At 63.7% G+C, this 15,281-nt stretch carries 14 protein-coding genes; 5 read left to right on the top strand and 9 right to left on the bottom strand.

The window, feature by feature from the left end:
- Window positions 1-18: 18 nt before the first annotated feature.
- Window positions 19-258 carry a hypothetical protein gene (locus C7435_RS00705; protein WP_143742849.1) on the top strand — a complete coding sequence of 80 codons (240 nt, stop codon included), beginning with the start codon at window positions 19-21 and terminating at the stop codon, window positions 256-258.
- On the opposite strand, the gene mnmD is transcribed toward C7435_RS00705, so the two are convergent.
- The 3 genes from mnmD to motA all read right to left on the bottom strand — a co-directional run bounded on the left by mnmD (window position 243) and on the right by motA (window position 3,552).
- Entirely contained in the window at window positions 243-1,997 is a 1,755-nt protein-coding gene (mnmD, locus tag C7435_RS00700; RefSeq protein WP_121209649.1) for a tRNA (5-methylaminomethyl-2-thiouridine)(34)-methyltransferase MnmC2, read from the bottom strand. The two genes, C7435_RS00705 and mnmD, sit on opposite strands and share 16 nt — an antisense overlap.
- Window positions 1,994-2,560 (bottom strand): RBBP9/YdeN family alpha/beta hydrolase, encoded by a 567-nt coding sequence (locus C7435_RS00695; RefSeq protein WP_121209648.1) that lies wholly within the window; start codon window positions 2,558-2,560, stop codon window positions 1,994-1,996. Before C7435_RS00695 ends, mnmD begins: the two co-directional genes overlap by 4 nt.
- A gap of 119 nt (window positions 2,561-2,679) precedes the next feature.
- On the bottom strand, window positions 2,680-3,552 hold the full coding sequence (gene motA / locus C7435_RS00690; RefSeq protein ID WP_075188615.1) for a flagellar motor stator protein MotA: 873 nt from the start codon (window positions 3,550-3,552) through the stop codon (window positions 2,680-2,682).
- Between the two features lie 126 nt (window positions 3,553-3,678).
- On the opposite strand from motA, the gene C7435_RS00685 reads away from it, so the two are divergent.
- Window positions 3,679-5,013 (top strand): MFS transporter, encoded by a 1,335-nt coding sequence (locus tag C7435_RS00685; RefSeq protein WP_233350640.1) that lies wholly within the window; start codon window positions 3,679-3,681, stop codon window positions 5,011-5,013.
- Here C7435_RS00685 and C7435_RS00680 read toward each other — a convergent pair whose 3' ends face one another.
- The 6 genes from C7435_RS00680 to C7435_RS00655 all read right to left on the bottom strand — a co-directional run bounded on the left by C7435_RS00680 (window position 5,014) and on the right by C7435_RS00655 (window position 12,674).
- A complete protein-coding gene (locus C7435_RS00680) occupies window positions 5,014-6,231 on the bottom strand; it encodes a lytic murein transglycosylase (protein WP_121209647.1) in 1,218 nt (405 codons plus the stop codon).
- Window positions 6,228-7,040: a DUF1194 domain-containing protein gene (locus C7435_RS00675; protein ID WP_233350639.1), complete on the bottom strand. Its 813-nt coding sequence runs from the start codon at window positions 7,038-7,040 to the stop codon at window positions 6,228-6,230. Before C7435_RS00675 ends, C7435_RS00680 begins: the two co-directional genes overlap by 4 nt.
- A complete protein-coding gene (locus C7435_RS00670) occupies window positions 7,037-7,813 on the bottom strand; it encodes a DUF1194 domain-containing protein (RefSeq protein ID WP_121209646.1) in 777 nt (258 codons plus the stop codon). Before C7435_RS00670 ends, C7435_RS00675 begins: the two co-directional genes overlap by 4 nt.
- Before the next feature lie 74 nt (window positions 7,814-7,887).
- Window positions 7,888-9,060 carry an iron-containing alcohol dehydrogenase gene (locus tag C7435_RS00665; protein WP_121209645.1) on the bottom strand — a complete coding sequence of 391 codons (1,173 nt, stop codon included), beginning with the start codon at window positions 9,058-9,060 and terminating at the stop codon, window positions 7,888-7,890.
- A gap of 64 nt (window positions 9,061-9,124) precedes the next feature.
- On the bottom strand, window positions 9,125-10,021 hold the full coding sequence (locus C7435_RS00660) for a hypothetical protein (protein WP_121209644.1): 897 nt from the start codon (window positions 10,019-10,021) through the stop codon (window positions 9,125-9,127).
- A 70-nt stretch (window positions 10,022-10,091) separates the two neighbouring features.
- Window positions 10,092-12,674 carry a TonB-dependent receptor gene (locus tag C7435_RS00655; RefSeq protein ID WP_121209643.1) on the bottom strand — a complete coding sequence of 861 codons (2,583 nt, stop codon included), beginning with the start codon at window positions 12,672-12,674 and terminating at the stop codon, window positions 10,092-10,094.
- A gap of 360 nt (window positions 12,675-13,034) precedes the next feature.
- On the opposite strand from C7435_RS00655, the gene ykgO reads away from it, so the two are divergent.
- The 3 genes from ykgO (at window position 13,035) to C7435_RS00640 (ending at window position 15,280) form a co-directional block, all read left to right on the top strand.
- On the top strand, window positions 13,035-13,160 hold the full coding sequence (gene ykgO, locus C7435_RS00650; RefSeq protein WP_075188610.1) for a type B 50S ribosomal protein L36: 126 nt from the start codon (window positions 13,035-13,037) through the stop codon (window positions 13,158-13,160).
- 106 nt (window positions 13,161-13,266) lie between these two features.
- Window positions 13,267-13,881 carry an HAD family hydrolase gene (locus C7435_RS00645; protein ID WP_170150290.1) on the top strand — a complete coding sequence of 205 codons (615 nt, stop codon included), beginning with the start codon at window positions 13,267-13,269 and terminating at the stop codon, window positions 13,879-13,881.
- 217 nt (window positions 13,882-14,098) lie between these two features.
- The gene (locus C7435_RS00640; protein ID WP_121209641.1) at window positions 14,099-15,280 is read left to right on the top strand and encodes an acyl-CoA dehydrogenase family protein; all 1,182 of its coding nucleotides are present in this window, start codon (window positions 14,099-14,101) and stop codon (window positions 15,278-15,280) included.
- Window position 15,281 lies beyond the last annotated feature (1 nt).

The raw sequence follows: 15,281 nt of genomic DNA, 5'->3' as shown, positions 1-15,281 counted from the left end.
ATGTGAGGGGAGAGGATGATGCTGACGAAATCCGCGATTATCGCCGGACTTCTTTCGGGCGCGCTCGGCCTGCCGGTTGCCCTGCCCTATGCCGCCGGCGCGGCCGTGTCGGTGTCATTCGGGCCGGTGGGCGTCGAAGTTTCCCGGACCCATGGCGTCGATTTTGATCTGGATGTTTCCTGCCTGGTCTCGGCCTGCCCGATCGCCATGCTGCATATCGGACCAAGCGAGGCGCCGCGTTATCAGCCGGTCGTCTGACCGGCCTTGCGCGCTCGCCGCTCGGCAAACCGCTGCGGCCCCAGCACCGCCCGCGCATCGGCCGCCAACACCGACGCACCGCCGGTTATGCGGCTGACAAGATCTTCCGCCAGCAAGGGCGCATGGGCAAAACCGCGGGACCCAAGCCCTGACAGGATGGACAGCCTGTCGCCAAGCATCCCCGCCACCGGCAACCGGTCCGGCGTCGAAGCCCGTACACCGCTCCACCGCTCCGTCACACGCCCCAGCGCGAGGTCTGGCAAACGCTCGGCGATGGCCGTCCGGAAGGACGCCTCGGCCTCGTCATCGGGTGCCGCCGCCTCACCGCGCAGATGGGTCGCGCCGACCAGCACGCCGTCGCCCGCCCGACAGGCATAATGCCCCCAACTGACCGGTGAGGCCGGCGCCGGCCCCTCAAATACCGCGACCTGCCCGGCGCTGGGCGAAATATCGCCATGGAAGGCCTGGGAAGCCGCCCCGGCGGCAATCACCAGATGCGCCGCCTCAAGCCGGCACACACCGTCACGGTCGAACAGGCGCACACCATCACCACCCGCCTCGTGATGACCGAATTGCCAGTCCTGGCGATCACAGGCACCGATCAGGCCGGAGACCAGGCGGGACGGTTCAAACCGTCCACCACAGCTGATCACCAGGCGGTCATCCTGCCAGTCGAGATGGTCCGGCAGCCAATCGGCCAGCACCGCGAAACGCGCCGCCTCGCGCGCATCCCCGGGCAGGCGGATCACCGGTTCGGCGTGAAACCCGTCGCGACCCTCATACAGGCGACGGGCAAAATCAAAGGCCGCCATCGTCGCACGGACATGCGGGCGGTCGGCTTTTTCCAGACGCGGCGTCAACAGGCCGGCCGGTGCATTGGAGGCGCCGCCGGGCGCATCCGCCGCGCCGATCAACACCGTCTCGACGCCGCGCGCTGCCAGGGCGTGCACCAGGCTCGCACCGGCGATACCGGCACCAATAATGGCGACCGGACCCGCGGCCTGCAATCCCGACCGGGCCACCGTCTCACCCGGCCAGATTGCCTCCAGACGCTCACGCTTGCGCCCGAAGCCCGGGCGTTTGGCAACCGAGAATCCGGCCTCGGCCAATCCGCGCCGGACAAAACCTGCGACCGTGAATGTACCGATCCGGGCGCCCGGTGCCGACAGCTGACCGATGCGGTTGAAGACAGGTTGTGACCACATGGCGGCATTCCTGTCAGGCGCAAAACCATCAAGGAACCACGCGTCTACCGGACCATCCATCTGCGCCAGCGCGGCCTCGACCTCGTCCTGGAAAATCGTGATCGCGAACCGGTCTTCAGGGAAGACAAGCCGCTGCGGCCCTTTCAGACGGCTTGGCCATTGCGCCAGCAGGCGCCCGGCCAGCTCGCCCAATTGCGGCCACGCCGCGAAGGCGCGCGCAGCCGAGGCCCGGTCGAGCGGGTGTTTCTCGATCGAGACCAGGTCAAGCCAGCCATCATCCGGCCGGGTCTTACGCCACAGCTGCCACAAGCCCAAGGCGTTGAGGCCGGTGCCAAAACCGAGCTCGCCGACGGTGTAAGTGCGCCGTCCGGCCCAGGCGTCCGGCAGGCCGCAGGCGCGCAGGAAGACCGCGCGCGTCTCTTCCAGGCCATCTTCGGCGGAAAAATAGACATCGCCATAATCACGGGCACGCGGGCCGCTTTCGGCAGACCAGTCGAGCACGGCGGGCTGGCAATAAAGCCCGTCCGGGGTCATTGCGGCGTCGTACCGAGGGATTGGGTGAATTTGGCGAAAGCCATCAAGCCTTCCGGCCACGGGCCATGCCCGCTCTCGGCCTCGAAATGACCCGCCTCGCCGGCATTGCCGAAACGAACCTCCCAGTCACGCGCCCAAGCTTCCGCCTTCAGTATATTGCAGGTCGGATCATTGGAGCTGGCCAGCATCAGGCCGGGAAAGCCGAGCGGCACGCGCGGCACCGGGTCGAAGCCGTGATCGCCATACTTGTCCTTGAGTTCTGGACGTTCCCAATCAGAGGCGCCCACGAGAAAGGCCCCGGCCACCTTGTCGACCAGGGCTGGGGCCGCATGGGCAACCGTCAAAACGCCAACCGAATGGGCAATCAGGATGACGGGCTTTTCAGCCTTCTCGACTTCGTCGATCAGGCGATTGGCCCAATGCTCGCGCCGTGGCAGATCCCAGTCATCCTGCTCGACCCGGCGCGCGGTGGACATCTTGTCCTGCCAGCGACTTTGCCAGTGGAAGGGCGAGGCGTTGCCGAGGCCCGGCACGATGAGAAGTTCGCAATCCTTGATTTTCATGCCGCTCTTCTAACCTCAATTTCGGCGGCTGCCAGCCCCGGCAGGGCGAGCGATTGCACAAAAACAAAGGCGCGGAGCCTTTCAGCTCCGCGCCAGTAACCCGTGTGCGCCTTGTTTGATCAGGCCGCTTCGGCGGGAATTGCGTCCAGGGCCGTTTCCAGCTCGGTAAAGCTGGGCTGCATCTTGGAGGGCACGCCGCCGCGACCGATCTCGACGGAGATCTGGGCGGCATTGCCGTGCAGATGCGCCACCAGCACATCCTGGATGATCTTGTAAAAAGCGTGCTCTTCGTCATAGACGGCCTGCATGTAAGCTGCGAACGGGCCGACAAAACCATAGGCGATGAAGACGCCGAGGAAGGTCCCGACCAGCGCGCCACCGATATAACCGCCCAGCACCGCCGGCGGGCTTTCGATCGCGCCCATCGTCTTGATCACGCCCAGCACGGCCGCGACGATACCCAGGGCCGGCAGGCCGTCGGCCATGGTCTGCATGGCATGGGCCGGGTCGGCGGCTTCGTGATGGTGCTTTTCCAGCTGTTTTTCCATCGCGTCCTCAACCTGGTGCGGATCTTCCAGGTTCATGGTCATCATGCGCAGCGTGTCGCAGATGAAGTCGACCGCAAAATGGTCCTTCATGATGCGTGGGAAGCGGGTGAAAATTGTGCTCTCGGTGGGGTTCTCGATATGACTTTCGAGCGCAATAACCCCTTTTGTCTTCATTGTTTTTGTTAGCAAGAACAATAATGACAAGAGGTCGGTATAGTCCTGCCCCTTCCATTTGGGACCGGTGAAGACCTTGGACAGGTCGCCCAGGGTTTTCATCACGGTTTTCGGCTTGTTGCCGATCAGGAAAGCCCCGACGGCAGCGCCGCCAATCATCATCATCTCGAAGGGCAAGGCCTTCAAAATAACGTCGAAATGCCCGCCGGCGAGCGAAAAGCCGCCAAACACCATCACGAAAACGACGACAATGCCGATAATCTGAAACATCTACCCGTCCACCACGCTTTCCGGGCGGTTTCTCCACCCGATTTGAGCGTACTATGGCGCGGTAAGCTTAATGTCCGGTTGAACCGGCGTTAGATGGCTGTTTACCGGAGGCCATCGCAAAATCAGATGGCGGCCTTTCGGGATTGGCATTGGACGCCGCCGGACCACGCGGTCTACATCTGCCGCATGACGCCGCCCTATGATCCCGCCAATCCATCCAGCCATGCCGAACGCCGCAAGGCCTTTCGCCTGCTCTTCCTGTGCCTGATGGCGACCGGCATCGGCAATAACATGCTGTTTGCCATCCTGCCGCCGCTGGCGCGCGGACTGGCTGTGCCGGAGTACTGGGTTGGCGCGATCTACACGGTGTCCGCCGTCCTGTTCATGACCATGACCCCGATCTGGGGCGCCTTGTCCGACCGGCGCGGGCGCAAGGGCTTCATCGTTTTCGGCCTGTCGGCCTTTGCCTGCTCGACCCTGATCTTTGCCGGCGCCGCCTGGGCCGGGGAAAGTGGCTGGGTACCGCCGCTGGCAGCGATCTTCGCAATGGCGCTGGCCCGCACCCTGTTTGGCTCCCTCGGCTCGGCCACCAACCCGGCCGCCCAAGCCTATGTCGCCGACCGGACCTCACCGGCTGAACGCACCGAGGCCCTGGCCGGACTGACCGCCGCCTTCGGCATGGGCGCCGTGATCGGCCCGACCCTGGCGGCAACCCTGGTCGAACTGGTGGGCGTGCCGATCTTCATGGTCATCATCTCGGCGACCGTGGCCGCGGGGGCCGCAGCGGTGTGGTTCAAACTGCCGGAACAATCGCCGCCGAAACAGCAAAGCCGACCGATCAACCCGTTCAAACAATTCGCCTTTGCCGCCGATCCGCGGATCGCGCCCTTCGTCGGCTATGGCTGCGTCACCTGGATCGTACAATCGCTGAGCCTGTCGACCCTGGCCTTTTTCATCATGGACACGCTGATGCTCGATGAGGCCCAGGGGCTGCAAATGTCGGCCATCGCCCTGGCGGCCGGGGCCGGCGCCTTGATCGTCGCCCAGCTGGTGGTCATCCCGGCGATGAAAGCCAGTGCGCGCGTCCTGATGGCCATCGGGGCGCTGATCACCGTTGCCGGCTTCGCCCTGATGATCATCGCCCCGAATTATGCCGGCATCGTCACGGCCTATATCCTGATCAGCTTCGCCTTCGGCCTGTCACGCTCGGGCTTTGTCGGCGGCGCCTCGATTGCGGTCGAGCCGGAAGAACAGGGCCGCGTCGCCGGACTGACCACCGCGACAGCCGGCCTCGGCTTCATCATCGGCCCGGTTGGCGGTCTGGCCATGTACAATCAGCTCGGCCATCTGGTGCCCTACTACGTGGCCGTCGTGCTGAGCGTGATCGCCGCCCTCATCGCCTGGTACCATCCCGGCATCCGGCGCGCGGTGGATGTGGTCGAGATCGAACCCGACGTCTGATCAGTCGGTGTTTCCGGCCTGCGCCGCAATCACCGCCTCATACATCGCCCGTCCGACATAGCCATCGGCCAGCAGACCGTGGGCACGCTGGAAGGCGCGCAGGGCGGCCCGCGTATTGGGACCAGCCAGACCGTCAGGTGTTCCACTGTCGAAGCCCAGCGCGTTCAGGCCGGCCTGGACTTCCCGCGTCTGGCTGCGGTTGATCGGCGGATTATCAAGCGGCCACGGACCGACCAAGGGGGCCTCGCCGGCGATACGGTCAGCCAGGTGGGCGACGCCGATCGCGTAGGAGGTGGAGTTATTATAGCGCTTGATGACGCGGAAATTGGGAAAGGTCAGAAAGCCCGGCCCCTGCCCGCCGGCGGGCAATTCGAGACGCGCCGCCCGCATCAGATGGTCGGCCTGCCATTCACCGGCAGCCGGCAGCAGGCCCAGCATGGCCCACTCGCTGACCAGGCGTGACTGGCCCGGATCCCAAGCGGCAAAGTCGAACTCGGCCGGAACGCGGACTTCCAGCAGGGTCGGTGCGCCAACGCGCCAGCCTTCGCGGGCGAGGAGATTGGCGGCGGAGGCAAGCGCGTCCTCCGGATCGGTCCAGATATTGCGCTGTCCATCGCCGTCCCAGTCATGGGCGCGTTCGAGATAGGTCGTCGGAATGAATTGCATCTGCCCCATCGCACCGGCCCAGGAGCCGGTCAGCTGGGCCCGTGTGGCATAGCCGGACTCGAGCATTTCAGCGACGGCGACGAGTTGCGCCTCGGCCCAGGACCGGCGGCGCCCTTCCCAGGCCAGGGTCGCAAGCGCCTGGACGATGTCGTTATTGCCGGGAATCGCGCCGTAGGAGCTTTCCAGCCCCCAGATCGCAATCAGGATTTCGGCCCGCACACCGAAATGGGCGGCGATATCGTCGACCGCATCGCGGTTTTCCGCAAAGGCGGCGCGACCATTCGAGATACGCAGGTCGGATGCCGCGATGTCGAGATAGGACCAGAGCGGGCGGACAAATTCCGGCTGGCTGCGATCGCTCTCGATAATCCGCATCTGCGGCTGAAGCCCGTCCAGCATGGCCGCAGCCGTGGCCTCTTCAACGCCGGATGCGACAAGCCGTGTCCGGAACCCGCCAAGCCAGTCGGCGAAACTCTCACCTTCGGGCTGGGCGGTCACACCGGCAGTGATCAGGGAAAAACTGGCGGCCAGTACAAGCAGTCGACGGATCATCCATTCCTCACACGCACAGCCGGCTCGAGAAAACGGGTCGGATCGAGCCCGGCGATTTCGATAATAAGCTTGCGCCGCAGCGCGTCCACGAAATCATCATGCTCATTACTTGGCGAAATGAAGGCACCGGGTCCGGTTATCACCTGATTTTCAAAATAGGCGCTGACATCAATCGAGACTGAAGGCCGGAAAGGATGCTGGCGGTTATTGGTGATCGGCAGACCGTTGACGGTGATGTTGGCCGTATCCGCCCGCTCCCGCGCCAGGCTCAGGCTGGGACCGGAATTCTGCGGACCATCGCCGGAAATATCGATAACCTGGCGCACGCCCTCAAAAGCATTGTCCTGCATCAGGCCGACGGAACTGTCGATGGCCGCGCCAATCGCCGTCCGGCGTCCGGAGATGAAAGGCGCCGTCGCCAGCGTGGCGGCAAAGATCTGGGCATCCTCTTCGGTTTCGATCACCGTCCAGGGCGCCACGACACGCTGGAAATCGGCATCGGCCCACTCCAGATAGACCACCGCGATCCGGCCATAGCCGCCGCTCTGAATGGCCGAGATGATGTCCGGATCGGCAAGGGCTGCCACATGCCCCTCGCGCTGGCGGCGCGCCTCGGTCTCGTCGATCGAGGAGGACACATCGACAGCCAGCACAAGCTCCAGGTCAACAAGTTCGCGACCATCATCGGTGTATTCGTGCGGACGCGCTTCCCCGACCCAAGGCGCAGTCGCCCTGCCGCCGGCGCCCAGCATCAACCAGGCGCTGGCTGCCAGAACGAGCGTGCGCAGAATTGGCCGACCGTCCGTCACGGGGCGCGGCCCACGACCATTCCGTACTCGGCATCAACTTCGCCCGGCGACGGGAGAGCACCGGCGATCTCGATGATCAGCTTGCGCAGGATCGCCTCGCGGAACTCGGCCTCGGTGCGCGCCGGCAGCACAAATGCGCCCGGCCCGGTGATCACATTATCGCGGAAATAGTCGTCCAGATTGACCTCGACCGGGCGCACCCAGCGACCATCGCCCGACGAGATGACGGGCAGGCCATTGACGACGACGTGCGCCGCATCGGCCATCGCCCGCGCCTGTTCCAGCGGCAGGCCCTGGTTCTGCGGCCCGTCGCCGGAGATATCGACGATCAGACGCGGCGCATTGTAGTCATTGCTCTCGATCCGGTTGACGGCATCGGCCAGCGCCGCACCGATCGCGGTGTAATGCCCACGTTCAAGCGGCGCCGCGGCGACGCGCGAGGCAAAGGTCAGCGCATCCTCTTCCGACCCGATCACCATCCAGTCGGCAGCGGCGCGCTGGAAGCCGCTGTCGGCCCATTCGACATAGGTCACAGCGATCCGGCCCAGCGGCCCGCCCTGGATCGAGCGGATCACGTCTTCAGACGCGAGCGCGGCAACATAACCCTCGCGCTGACGCTGCGCCTCTTCCTCGTCCACGGAATAGGAAATATCGACGGCGAGCACGAGTTCGACATCAACATCAATGGACCCCGGCTGGTACGCCGATGCAGCGGACGCAGCCACGAAAAAGGCCGCCAGAACGGCGGCACCCGTATTACCCAAGCCTGTCATGGCGCGCACATTATGGAGCGCCTCTGCGCCGGGCAACTTTCGATACTGTAAGGCAGACGCTTGGCGCGCGGGTGTTACCCCCAAACCTCATCATAGAGTGCGATGATCTCGTCATGGGTCGGAATGCGCGGATTATTGCCCGGTGATCCTGAGGCCAGCGCCTGTTCGGCCATCAGAGGCCGCAATTGCTGCCAGCGCTCCGGCTGGATACCGAAACCCGCCGGTGTCGGCACGCCCAGCTCGGCGTTCAACGCACGCAACTCATCGAGCAGCGCCGTATTGGCGATCTCATCGCTCACACCGTCGCCAACAACGCCCATCGCCCGCGCGCAGTCGGCATAGCGCCGGGTTGCGGACGGGATGGACCAAGCCGTCACCGCCGGCAGCAGCATGGCGTTGGAAAGCCCGTGCGGGACATGGAAGAAGGCACCGATCGGCCGACTCATCCCGTGTACCAGCGCCACAGACGCATTGGAGAAGGCGATGCCGCCAAAACAGGCCCCGATCAGAAGGGCCTCGCGGGCCTGCCGATCCTCCCCGTCATGAAAGGCGCGGCGCAGATTGGGCGCGATCAGGCGCATCGCCGCCAATGCCTGTTGGTCCGAGAAGGGTGAGGCCTTGCGGCTGACATAGGCCTCGATGGCATGGGTCAGCGCGTCAATGCCGGTATCTGCCGTCACCCGCGGCGGCAAAGAGAGGGTGAGGTCCGGATCAAGGATCGCCGCAACCGGCATGAAGGCCAGACCCATGCACAGCATCTTCTCGTCATTGTCGGGATCGGTGATCACCGTGACGCGGGTCGCTTCGGATCCGGTCCCGGCCGTGGTCGGAATGGCGATGACCGGCAGGGCGGGCTCGTCGACAATCCTGGGCACCTTGTAATCCCGCATCCGGCCGCCATGGGGGCCGAGCACCGCAAGCGCCTTGGCTGTATCAATGGCGCTGCCGCCGCCAAGCGCGACCAGACCGTCAAACGCCTGCCCGTCCAAACCGGCTCGCAAAATAGCCTCGGCAACCAACACGGAGGTCTCTGTCGGTTCCGGCTCGGTCGCGTCGAACAGGCCGAACTTGATCCCGGCTTGCGCCAGACCCTGTGCGAGACGGACGAGATAGCCCAGCGCGACCATGGTGGCATCGGTGACAATGAGCGGACGTTTCACGCCGCAAGCGGTCAACACGTCGGGCAATTGGCCGAGCGCACCGCTTCCGGTCCGGATCAGGCGTGGCAGGACAATCGAATGGGTCATGAAAGCTCCGGGTCGGGCCCACGATTGAGCGGCACCCGACCCGGCAGGTCAAGCAGGCACGGCGTCAGTCGTCGAAGCGCCGCGCATCGGGATCGGTCAGGCTGACCTCGGGCAGGCGGATGGCGCGGACTTCCCGGTTCGGGCGGCTGATCGCCCAGATCACGCGGTCATCGGCGGGATCAAAGGCAAAGGCCTGGCCTTCGGCCTCCAGCTCGATGGTCGCGACATGCAGCAGGGCCGGTCCCATCGCCGGACGGGCCAGCACATAAAGCTCCGGCACGTGATGGCCGAAGACGTAGAGCAGGCCGTCAGACCCGATCGCTCCGCCGGAGGCCGCTTGCGGTGCCATGCGCTCAATCAAGGCCGGCGGCAGTCGCCAGCCACCCGTGCGGCGCCATTGGGCGTCAAACGTGTGCACGCCGCCATAGGCGTTGGATTTGAACGGCTCGCCGGTCTCGTCGTTATAGTGGGCGAAGCCGACGATCCAGCCATCGCGATAATGGTCGAACCAGGTCAGCGACCCCTCATCCATCAGGCCGAGGCTATGGCTGTCGACATGGGTCATGCCGTCGGTTTCGAAAACCTCGACCGAACTCGCCATCGGCACTTCGGGATGGTTGGAATTGGCGCAGTAGAGACGGCCTTCTTCCTCGAAACAGGAATTGAGATGGCCGATCAGGCCACGGCGCGGACCGATCCAGCCGCCGACCCGCTCGCCACTCTCGCGGTCATACTGGCCGATGGCGAAATTGACGATGGCGTAGAAGTGCGAGTCATCGACCGCTGCGCCCTGGCCCGCTTCGACGGCCGGAAAACTGTTCAACGTCTCAGCTTGGAGCACAACCGGCACGGGGGCCTCATAGACCGGAATGGACCGCAGGTCGGGCTGCGCCGCAGCGATGCCGGAAAGACCGGCTGCCAATGCGAGGCCAAGGCCCAGGCTTTTGATGTTCAATGTCATCTCTGTCTCCTTCAAACGCACAGACACCCGGGCGCATGAGAGCGCCCGGGTGCTGTTGCTGTGATGCGGCCTAGTTGAAGGCGCCGGTGAAGCCGACCCAGAAGGTGCGACCGAACTCGGCATCTTCCTGCAGGTATTGCGCGTCCGGACCGGTCAGTTCGCGACGCCCCTGGTCGGTCAGGTTCTGGACCTCACCAATCAGCGTGAAGCGGTCGGTCAGGTTGAAGCGGGCCTGCAGGTCAACCTGCGAACGCTCTTCCCAATACTCGTCGAGATTGGGATTGTTGGCATTCATCGTGTCGAGGAACATGTCCGTGAAATTGTAGGACACGCGGACCTCGAAAGCCTCGGTCGCGTAGAAGCCGGTCAGGTTGTAGGTCAGGTCCGGCTGCTGGAAGTAACCGGTCGTCCGGCTGCCCGTTGCGGTCGGCACTTCAAACTCGGTATCGAGAATGGTGACGTTCGCGGCGACACCGAAATCGCTGAACGGACCCGGCAGGAAGGCCAGTGTCTGCTGATATTGCGCTTCGAAGCCGAGAATTTCGGCGCCCGTTGCATTTTCCGGCTGGGTCAGGGCGTCATAGGTGACACCGTCGACCGTGATCGGACCCTGGGTGGTCTGCACGAAGACCTCGTCCTGGATGTCCTTGTAGAACAGGCCGGCGGCGAGGATGCCGTGCGGGATATACCATTCGGCCGACAGGTCGAAATTGGTCGACTGGCGCGGCGCGAGGTCCGGATTGGAGCGCGAGATGGTGTTGTTGACCAGGTTGATGCTTTCGCCCCGGGTCAGCTCGTTCAGGTTCGGACGCCCCAGCGTCCGGGACGCTGCGGCCCGCAGGACAACGTCATCATTCAGATCGAAGCGGACGGTGAGCGACGGCAGGACGTCCGTGTAATCGCCGGAAACCCGCGTGCCGCCCAGCGGTGCACCATCCCATTCGGTCTGCTCGATGCGGACGCCGCCGATGAACTGCCAGCGGCCGGTGCGATAGTCGCCCATCGCGTAGACGGCATTGACGTCCTCATTGGCGGACGATCCGCTCTGAACGGTCAGCACGGAGTTGAACGTGTTGGCGCCGAAGAAGGCGTCGGACGCGTCCAGCCCGATCCGGTTCTCGAACCGGTATCCGCCCTGCCAGACCAGATTGGCCAGCTGCGGGTCGGCAACATCCGCCAGCGTATAGTTGGCGGCCGGATCAGCCACAAAACGCTCGAAGGTGAAACCTTCCGACTTTTCGATCGACCGGCTCAGCAAGCCACCCTTCAGGGTGAGGCCGGCGACCAGACCATCGGTCCAGGTCGCGTCGAGGCGGAATTCGCGGGTTTCGTCTTCGGCAAAACGGTCCAGCGTGCCGCGATTGACGTGGTTCCAATTGGACAGGTCGTTATAGGCAGCCGGATCGAGCGGGCTGAACGTGTTGAAGAATTGCGAGGTGTCGTAACGCGCACCATAGCCGGTTCCGGTGCGGAAACCTTCCGTCACTTCCGGATTGTCGAGCTCGGCTTCTGTGTAGACGAGATTGGCTTCGATCAGCCAGTTCTCGGCCGGCACCCAGTCGGCACCCGCGCGCAGCGACAGGATTTCACGGTCAAGCACGAAGCGGCCAATGCCAATAAAGCCATAACCGGTGTCCGTGATACCGGATGTGGCGGTCTGGTCCCGGATCACGGCCGGTTGCGAGGACGCACCGCTGGTGCCCAGCTCATAGGTCTCTTCGTCGCGGCGTTCGCTGTCATTGTACTGGTTGTAGGAAATGCCGGCATCAAGGTGGAGGGCGTCGCTGGCGCGCCACTCGAACTGACCGGACAGGCCCAGGCGTTCGCGCACATTATTGTAGAGGAAAAGGCGGTTATTGGTCGGGACAACGAAACCATTGCCATTGCCGAGGCCGACATTGGCGCCGGTGGCGTCAAATTCGGTGTAGTCGGCATCATCGACTTCGACCTGGGTGATCTCGAAATTGCGGATTGAATAGTCGATGCCGAAGACAACGCCGAACTGGTCATTCGGACCAAAGGTCGTACCGGCCGCGAAATTGCCGCGCCAGGGCTGGACCTGATCGCCTTCATCCAGCGTGGTGCCGGAACCGGCGCTTTCGTGGCGGCCAAGGAAAAGACCGCCGACGAAGAACGGGTCTTCGCTGTCAAAGGCCGAACGGGTGACCAGATTGATCGTGCCGCCGATGGCGTTGTGATCAAGATCCGGCGTCACCGACTTGCGCACTTCGATACTGCCGACCAGCGAGGCCGGGATCAGGTCGAGCGGGACTGCGCGGGCCGAACCGCCGCGCTCCGGCGAAGCGACAATGCCGCCATCAATCGTGGTGCGGTTATAGGTGGCGTTGAGACCGCGGATGATCGGGAAGCGGGATTCGCCCTGGTCGTTCTGGACCGCGACGCCCGGCACGCGGACGATGGCCTGGGCAATATTGAGGTCCGGCAGGCGGCCGATATCATCCTGGGCCACCGCATCGAGGATGCCGTCAGCCTCACGCTTGGCTTCGATGGCCCGCTGGATCGACAGCGCCTGACCGTAAACCGTGACCACGTCTTCCGACGCCGCCTGGTCCTGTGCGACAGCCGGTGCCGCAAGAACGGCGCTTCCGATTAGCAGAGCGGCCTTGAAGCCGTTTGAGTATGCAGTCGCCATGATTGATCCCCTCTATCCAGGCGTTACCGCGCCGCATATGGGATCGAAACGTAACAAAGAGGAGACGATTTATTAACGTTTTGAAGAATTGAGAAAGCATACAATCACCTATGGTTGATATCAATATTCTGAAAGTTTCAAATTCACGAAATATTCGCAAAAAAGAGGTCGGCATTTCGCGCGCCGTGCTGAACCGCTCCCTACGTACACCGTCAAAATGACGTCTGGCGCGATTGAAATCCGCCAGCGAGAGAACTGCAGTCCGGCCGAATTGCGCAGGCGGATCGTGTTGACAGGCCGCTATTGCTCCAGTATCCACCGCGCTCCGTTGAATTACGCTTCTAATGCGAAGGCCATACGATGAAAGTCCGCAGCTCGATCAAATCGCTGAAAAACCGCCACCGCGATTGCCAGGTCGTGAAGCGCCGTGGCCGGATCTACGTGATCAACAAGACCGATCCGCGCTTCAAAGCGCGCGCCGGTTAGTCGACGCGTCGGCAGCGCCCCACCGGGGCGCGCCCGCTTATCAGCTTTTACGCCGCTTGCCCCGTGCATCGAAAAGGTGCGCGGGTTTTGCGTTGAGGAGATGGCCATGACGACGAAAGCCGTTCTGTGGGATCTCGGCAATGTCCTCCTGGACTGGTCGCCCGCCTATCTCTACTCGAAACTCTTTGCGACGGACGCCGAGTGCCGGGACTTCCTGGACAATGTCTGCACCATGGACTGGCATGCCGAGCATGACCGCGGCGTCTCCATGGCCGATAACCGTGTCGCCCTGATCGAGGCCCATCCCCACCTCGAAGATGCCATCCGCGCCTGGGAGACGGGCTTCGAGCAAATGCTCAACGGCGCCGTCGAAGGCACGCCGCAGATCATGGACGCGCTTGCCGCCCACGGCGTGCCGCAATACGCGCTGACCAATCTGCCGGCCGAATGGGTTGAACCGGTCCATCGCCTTTACCCGCAGATGGCCCATATGCGCGACGTCATCGTCTCGGCACATGAAGGCGTGATCAAGCCGGATCCCAAAATTTACGCGATTGCCGAGGCCCGTCTTCCCCATGCCCCGCATGAGGTTGTCTTCTTCGACGACCGGCAGGCCAATGTCGACGCGGCACGGGCGCATGGCTTCGATGCCGAGTTGTTTACCGGCAAGGCGGCGCTGAGCGACGCCCTCGAATCGCGCGGCCTGCTCGTCTCGGCCTGACGCCGCCGCCCGGGTCTCGCCCGGGCCAAACTTCCCCTTACGTCACCCTGACCTGCGCCGCAGCGCCGCACCAATTGCTGCAGGTGCGCACTATTCACACCGGCAGGTTTTGATTTACATACATACCCAGTCATCGAAAGCGGCACGGACCCGGCACAAGACCAGGCCCCGCCTTCGTCGTGAATACGGTCGATAACAGGGCGCGAGGAGAAACAAGATGGATCTGAATTTCACCCCCGAGGAAGAGGCCTTCCGTGCGGAAGTCCGGGCTTTCCTCAAGGAGAATTTGTCCGAGGAGCTGGCCACCAAGGTCCGCAATGGTCGCGACCTGAACAAGGCCGACCTGGAAGGCTGGCACGCGACGCTGAACAGCCGCGGCTGGCTGGCGCCGGGCTGGCCGGTCGAGCACGGCGGCACGACCTGGGACTCGGTCCACATGCATATCTTCGAAGAGGAGTGCGCCCGTGCCAACGCGCCGCGCACGGTGCCCTTCGGCCTCAGCATGCTGGGCCCGGTGCTGATCAAATTCGGCACCGAGGCGCAGAAGGCGACCATCCTGCCGCGCATCCTGTCGGGCGAGGATTGGTGGTGCCAAGGCTATTCCGAGCCGGGCGCCGGTTCCGATCTGGCGAGCCTGAAGACCCGCGCCATCCGCGATGGCGACGACTACATCATCAATGGCCAGAAGACCTGGACCACGCTGGGCCAGTTCGCCAACAAGATCTTCTGCCTTGTTCGCACCTCGACCGAGGGCAAGCGCCAGGAAGGCATTTCCTTCATCCTCGTCGATCTCGACACGCCGGGCATTGAAATGCGTCCGATCAAGCTGATCGAGGGCGGCTATGAGGTGAATGAGGTCTTCTTCACCGATGTCCGCGTGCCCGCCGCCAACATGGTCGGCGAGGAGAATATGGGCTGGACCATCGCCAAATACCTGCTCGGCCACGAGCGCACCAATATCGCCGGCGTCGGCGCCTCCAGCGAGGCGCTCAGCCAGCTCAAGGCCCTGGCCCGCAAGGTCAAGCGCAGGGGCAAGCCGCTGGCCCAGGACCCGATCTTCGCGGCCAAGATCGCCGAGGTCGAGATCGATCTGGAAGCGATGCGGATGACCAATCTGCGCATGCTGTCCGGCGTAGCCGACGCACAGGGCTCGGTCTCGTCCATGCTGAAGATCAAGGGCACGGTGATCCGCCAGGCCATCAATGACCTGGCACGCCGCGCCCTCGGCGCCACGGCGGCGCCCTTCCCGTCAGAGGATGTGATCGGCAATTACGCCATTGCCCCGTCGGAAGCGGCGTCGAATGCCGCCAACTACTTCAACAATCGCAAACTCTCGATCTTTGGCGGATCGAACGAGATCCAGCGCAATATCATCGCCAAAGAAACATTCGGAGCCTGAT

It is taken from the genome of Maricaulis maris (assembly GCF_003634045.1).
Lineage (GTDB): Bacteria > Pseudomonadota > Alphaproteobacteria > Caulobacterales > Maricaulaceae > Maricaulis > Maricaulis maris.
The sequence above is the reverse complement of the archived record's forward strand: the minus strand, read 5'-3'. Positions and strand labels throughout refer to the sequence as shown.

What these genes read in the sequence shown, in the direction of transcription:
- C7435_RS00705 (WP_143742849.1), top strand. Translation starts at nt 19, where the DNA reads ATGCTGACGAAATCCGCGATTATCGCCGGACTTCTTTCGGGCGCGCTC.
- mnmD (WP_121209649.1), bottom strand. Translation starts at nt 1,997, where the DNA reads ATGACCCCGGACGGGCTTTATTGCCAGCCCGCCGTGCTCGACTGGTCT.
- C7435_RS00695 (WP_121209648.1), bottom strand. Translation starts at nt 2,560, where the DNA reads ATGAAAATCAAGGATTGCGAACTTCTCATCGTGCCGGGCCTCGGCAAC.
- motA (WP_075188615.1), bottom strand. Translation starts at nt 3,552, where the DNA reads ATGTTTCAGATTATCGGCATTGTCGTCGTTTTCGTGATGGTGTTTGGC.
- C7435_RS00685 (WP_233350640.1), top strand. Translation starts at nt 3,679, where the DNA reads ATGGCGGCCTTTCGGGATTGGCATTGGACGCCGCCGGACCACGCGGTC.
- C7435_RS00680 (WP_121209647.1), bottom strand. Translation starts at nt 6,231, where the DNA reads ATGATCCGTCGACTGCTTGTACTGGCCGCCAGTTTTTCCCTGATCACT.
- C7435_RS00670 (WP_121209646.1), bottom strand. Translation starts at nt 7,813, where the DNA reads ATGACAGGCTTGGGTAATACGGGTGCCGCCGTTCTGGCGGCCTTTTTC.
- C7435_RS00665 (WP_121209645.1), bottom strand. Translation starts at nt 9,060, where the DNA reads ATGACCCATTCGATTGTCCTGCCACGCCTGATCCGGACCGGAAGCGGT.
- C7435_RS00660 (WP_121209644.1), bottom strand. Translation starts at nt 10,021, where the DNA reads ATGACATTGAACATCAAAAGCCTGGGCCTTGGCCTCGCATTGGCAGCC.
- C7435_RS00655 (WP_121209643.1), bottom strand. Translation starts at nt 12,674, where the DNA reads ATGGCGACTGCATACTCAAACGGCTTCAAGGCCGCTCTGCTAATCGGA.
- ykgO (WP_075188610.1), top strand. Translation starts at nt 13,035, where the DNA reads ATGAAAGTCCGCAGCTCGATCAAATCGCTGAAAAACCGCCACCGCGAT.
- C7435_RS00645 (WP_170150290.1), top strand. Translation starts at nt 13,267, where the DNA reads ATGACGACGAAAGCCGTTCTGTGGGATCTCGGCAATGTCCTCCTGGAC.
- C7435_RS00640 (WP_121209641.1), top strand. Translation starts at nt 14,099, where the DNA reads ATGGATCTGAATTTCACCCCCGAGGAAGAGGCCTTCCGTGCGGAAGTC.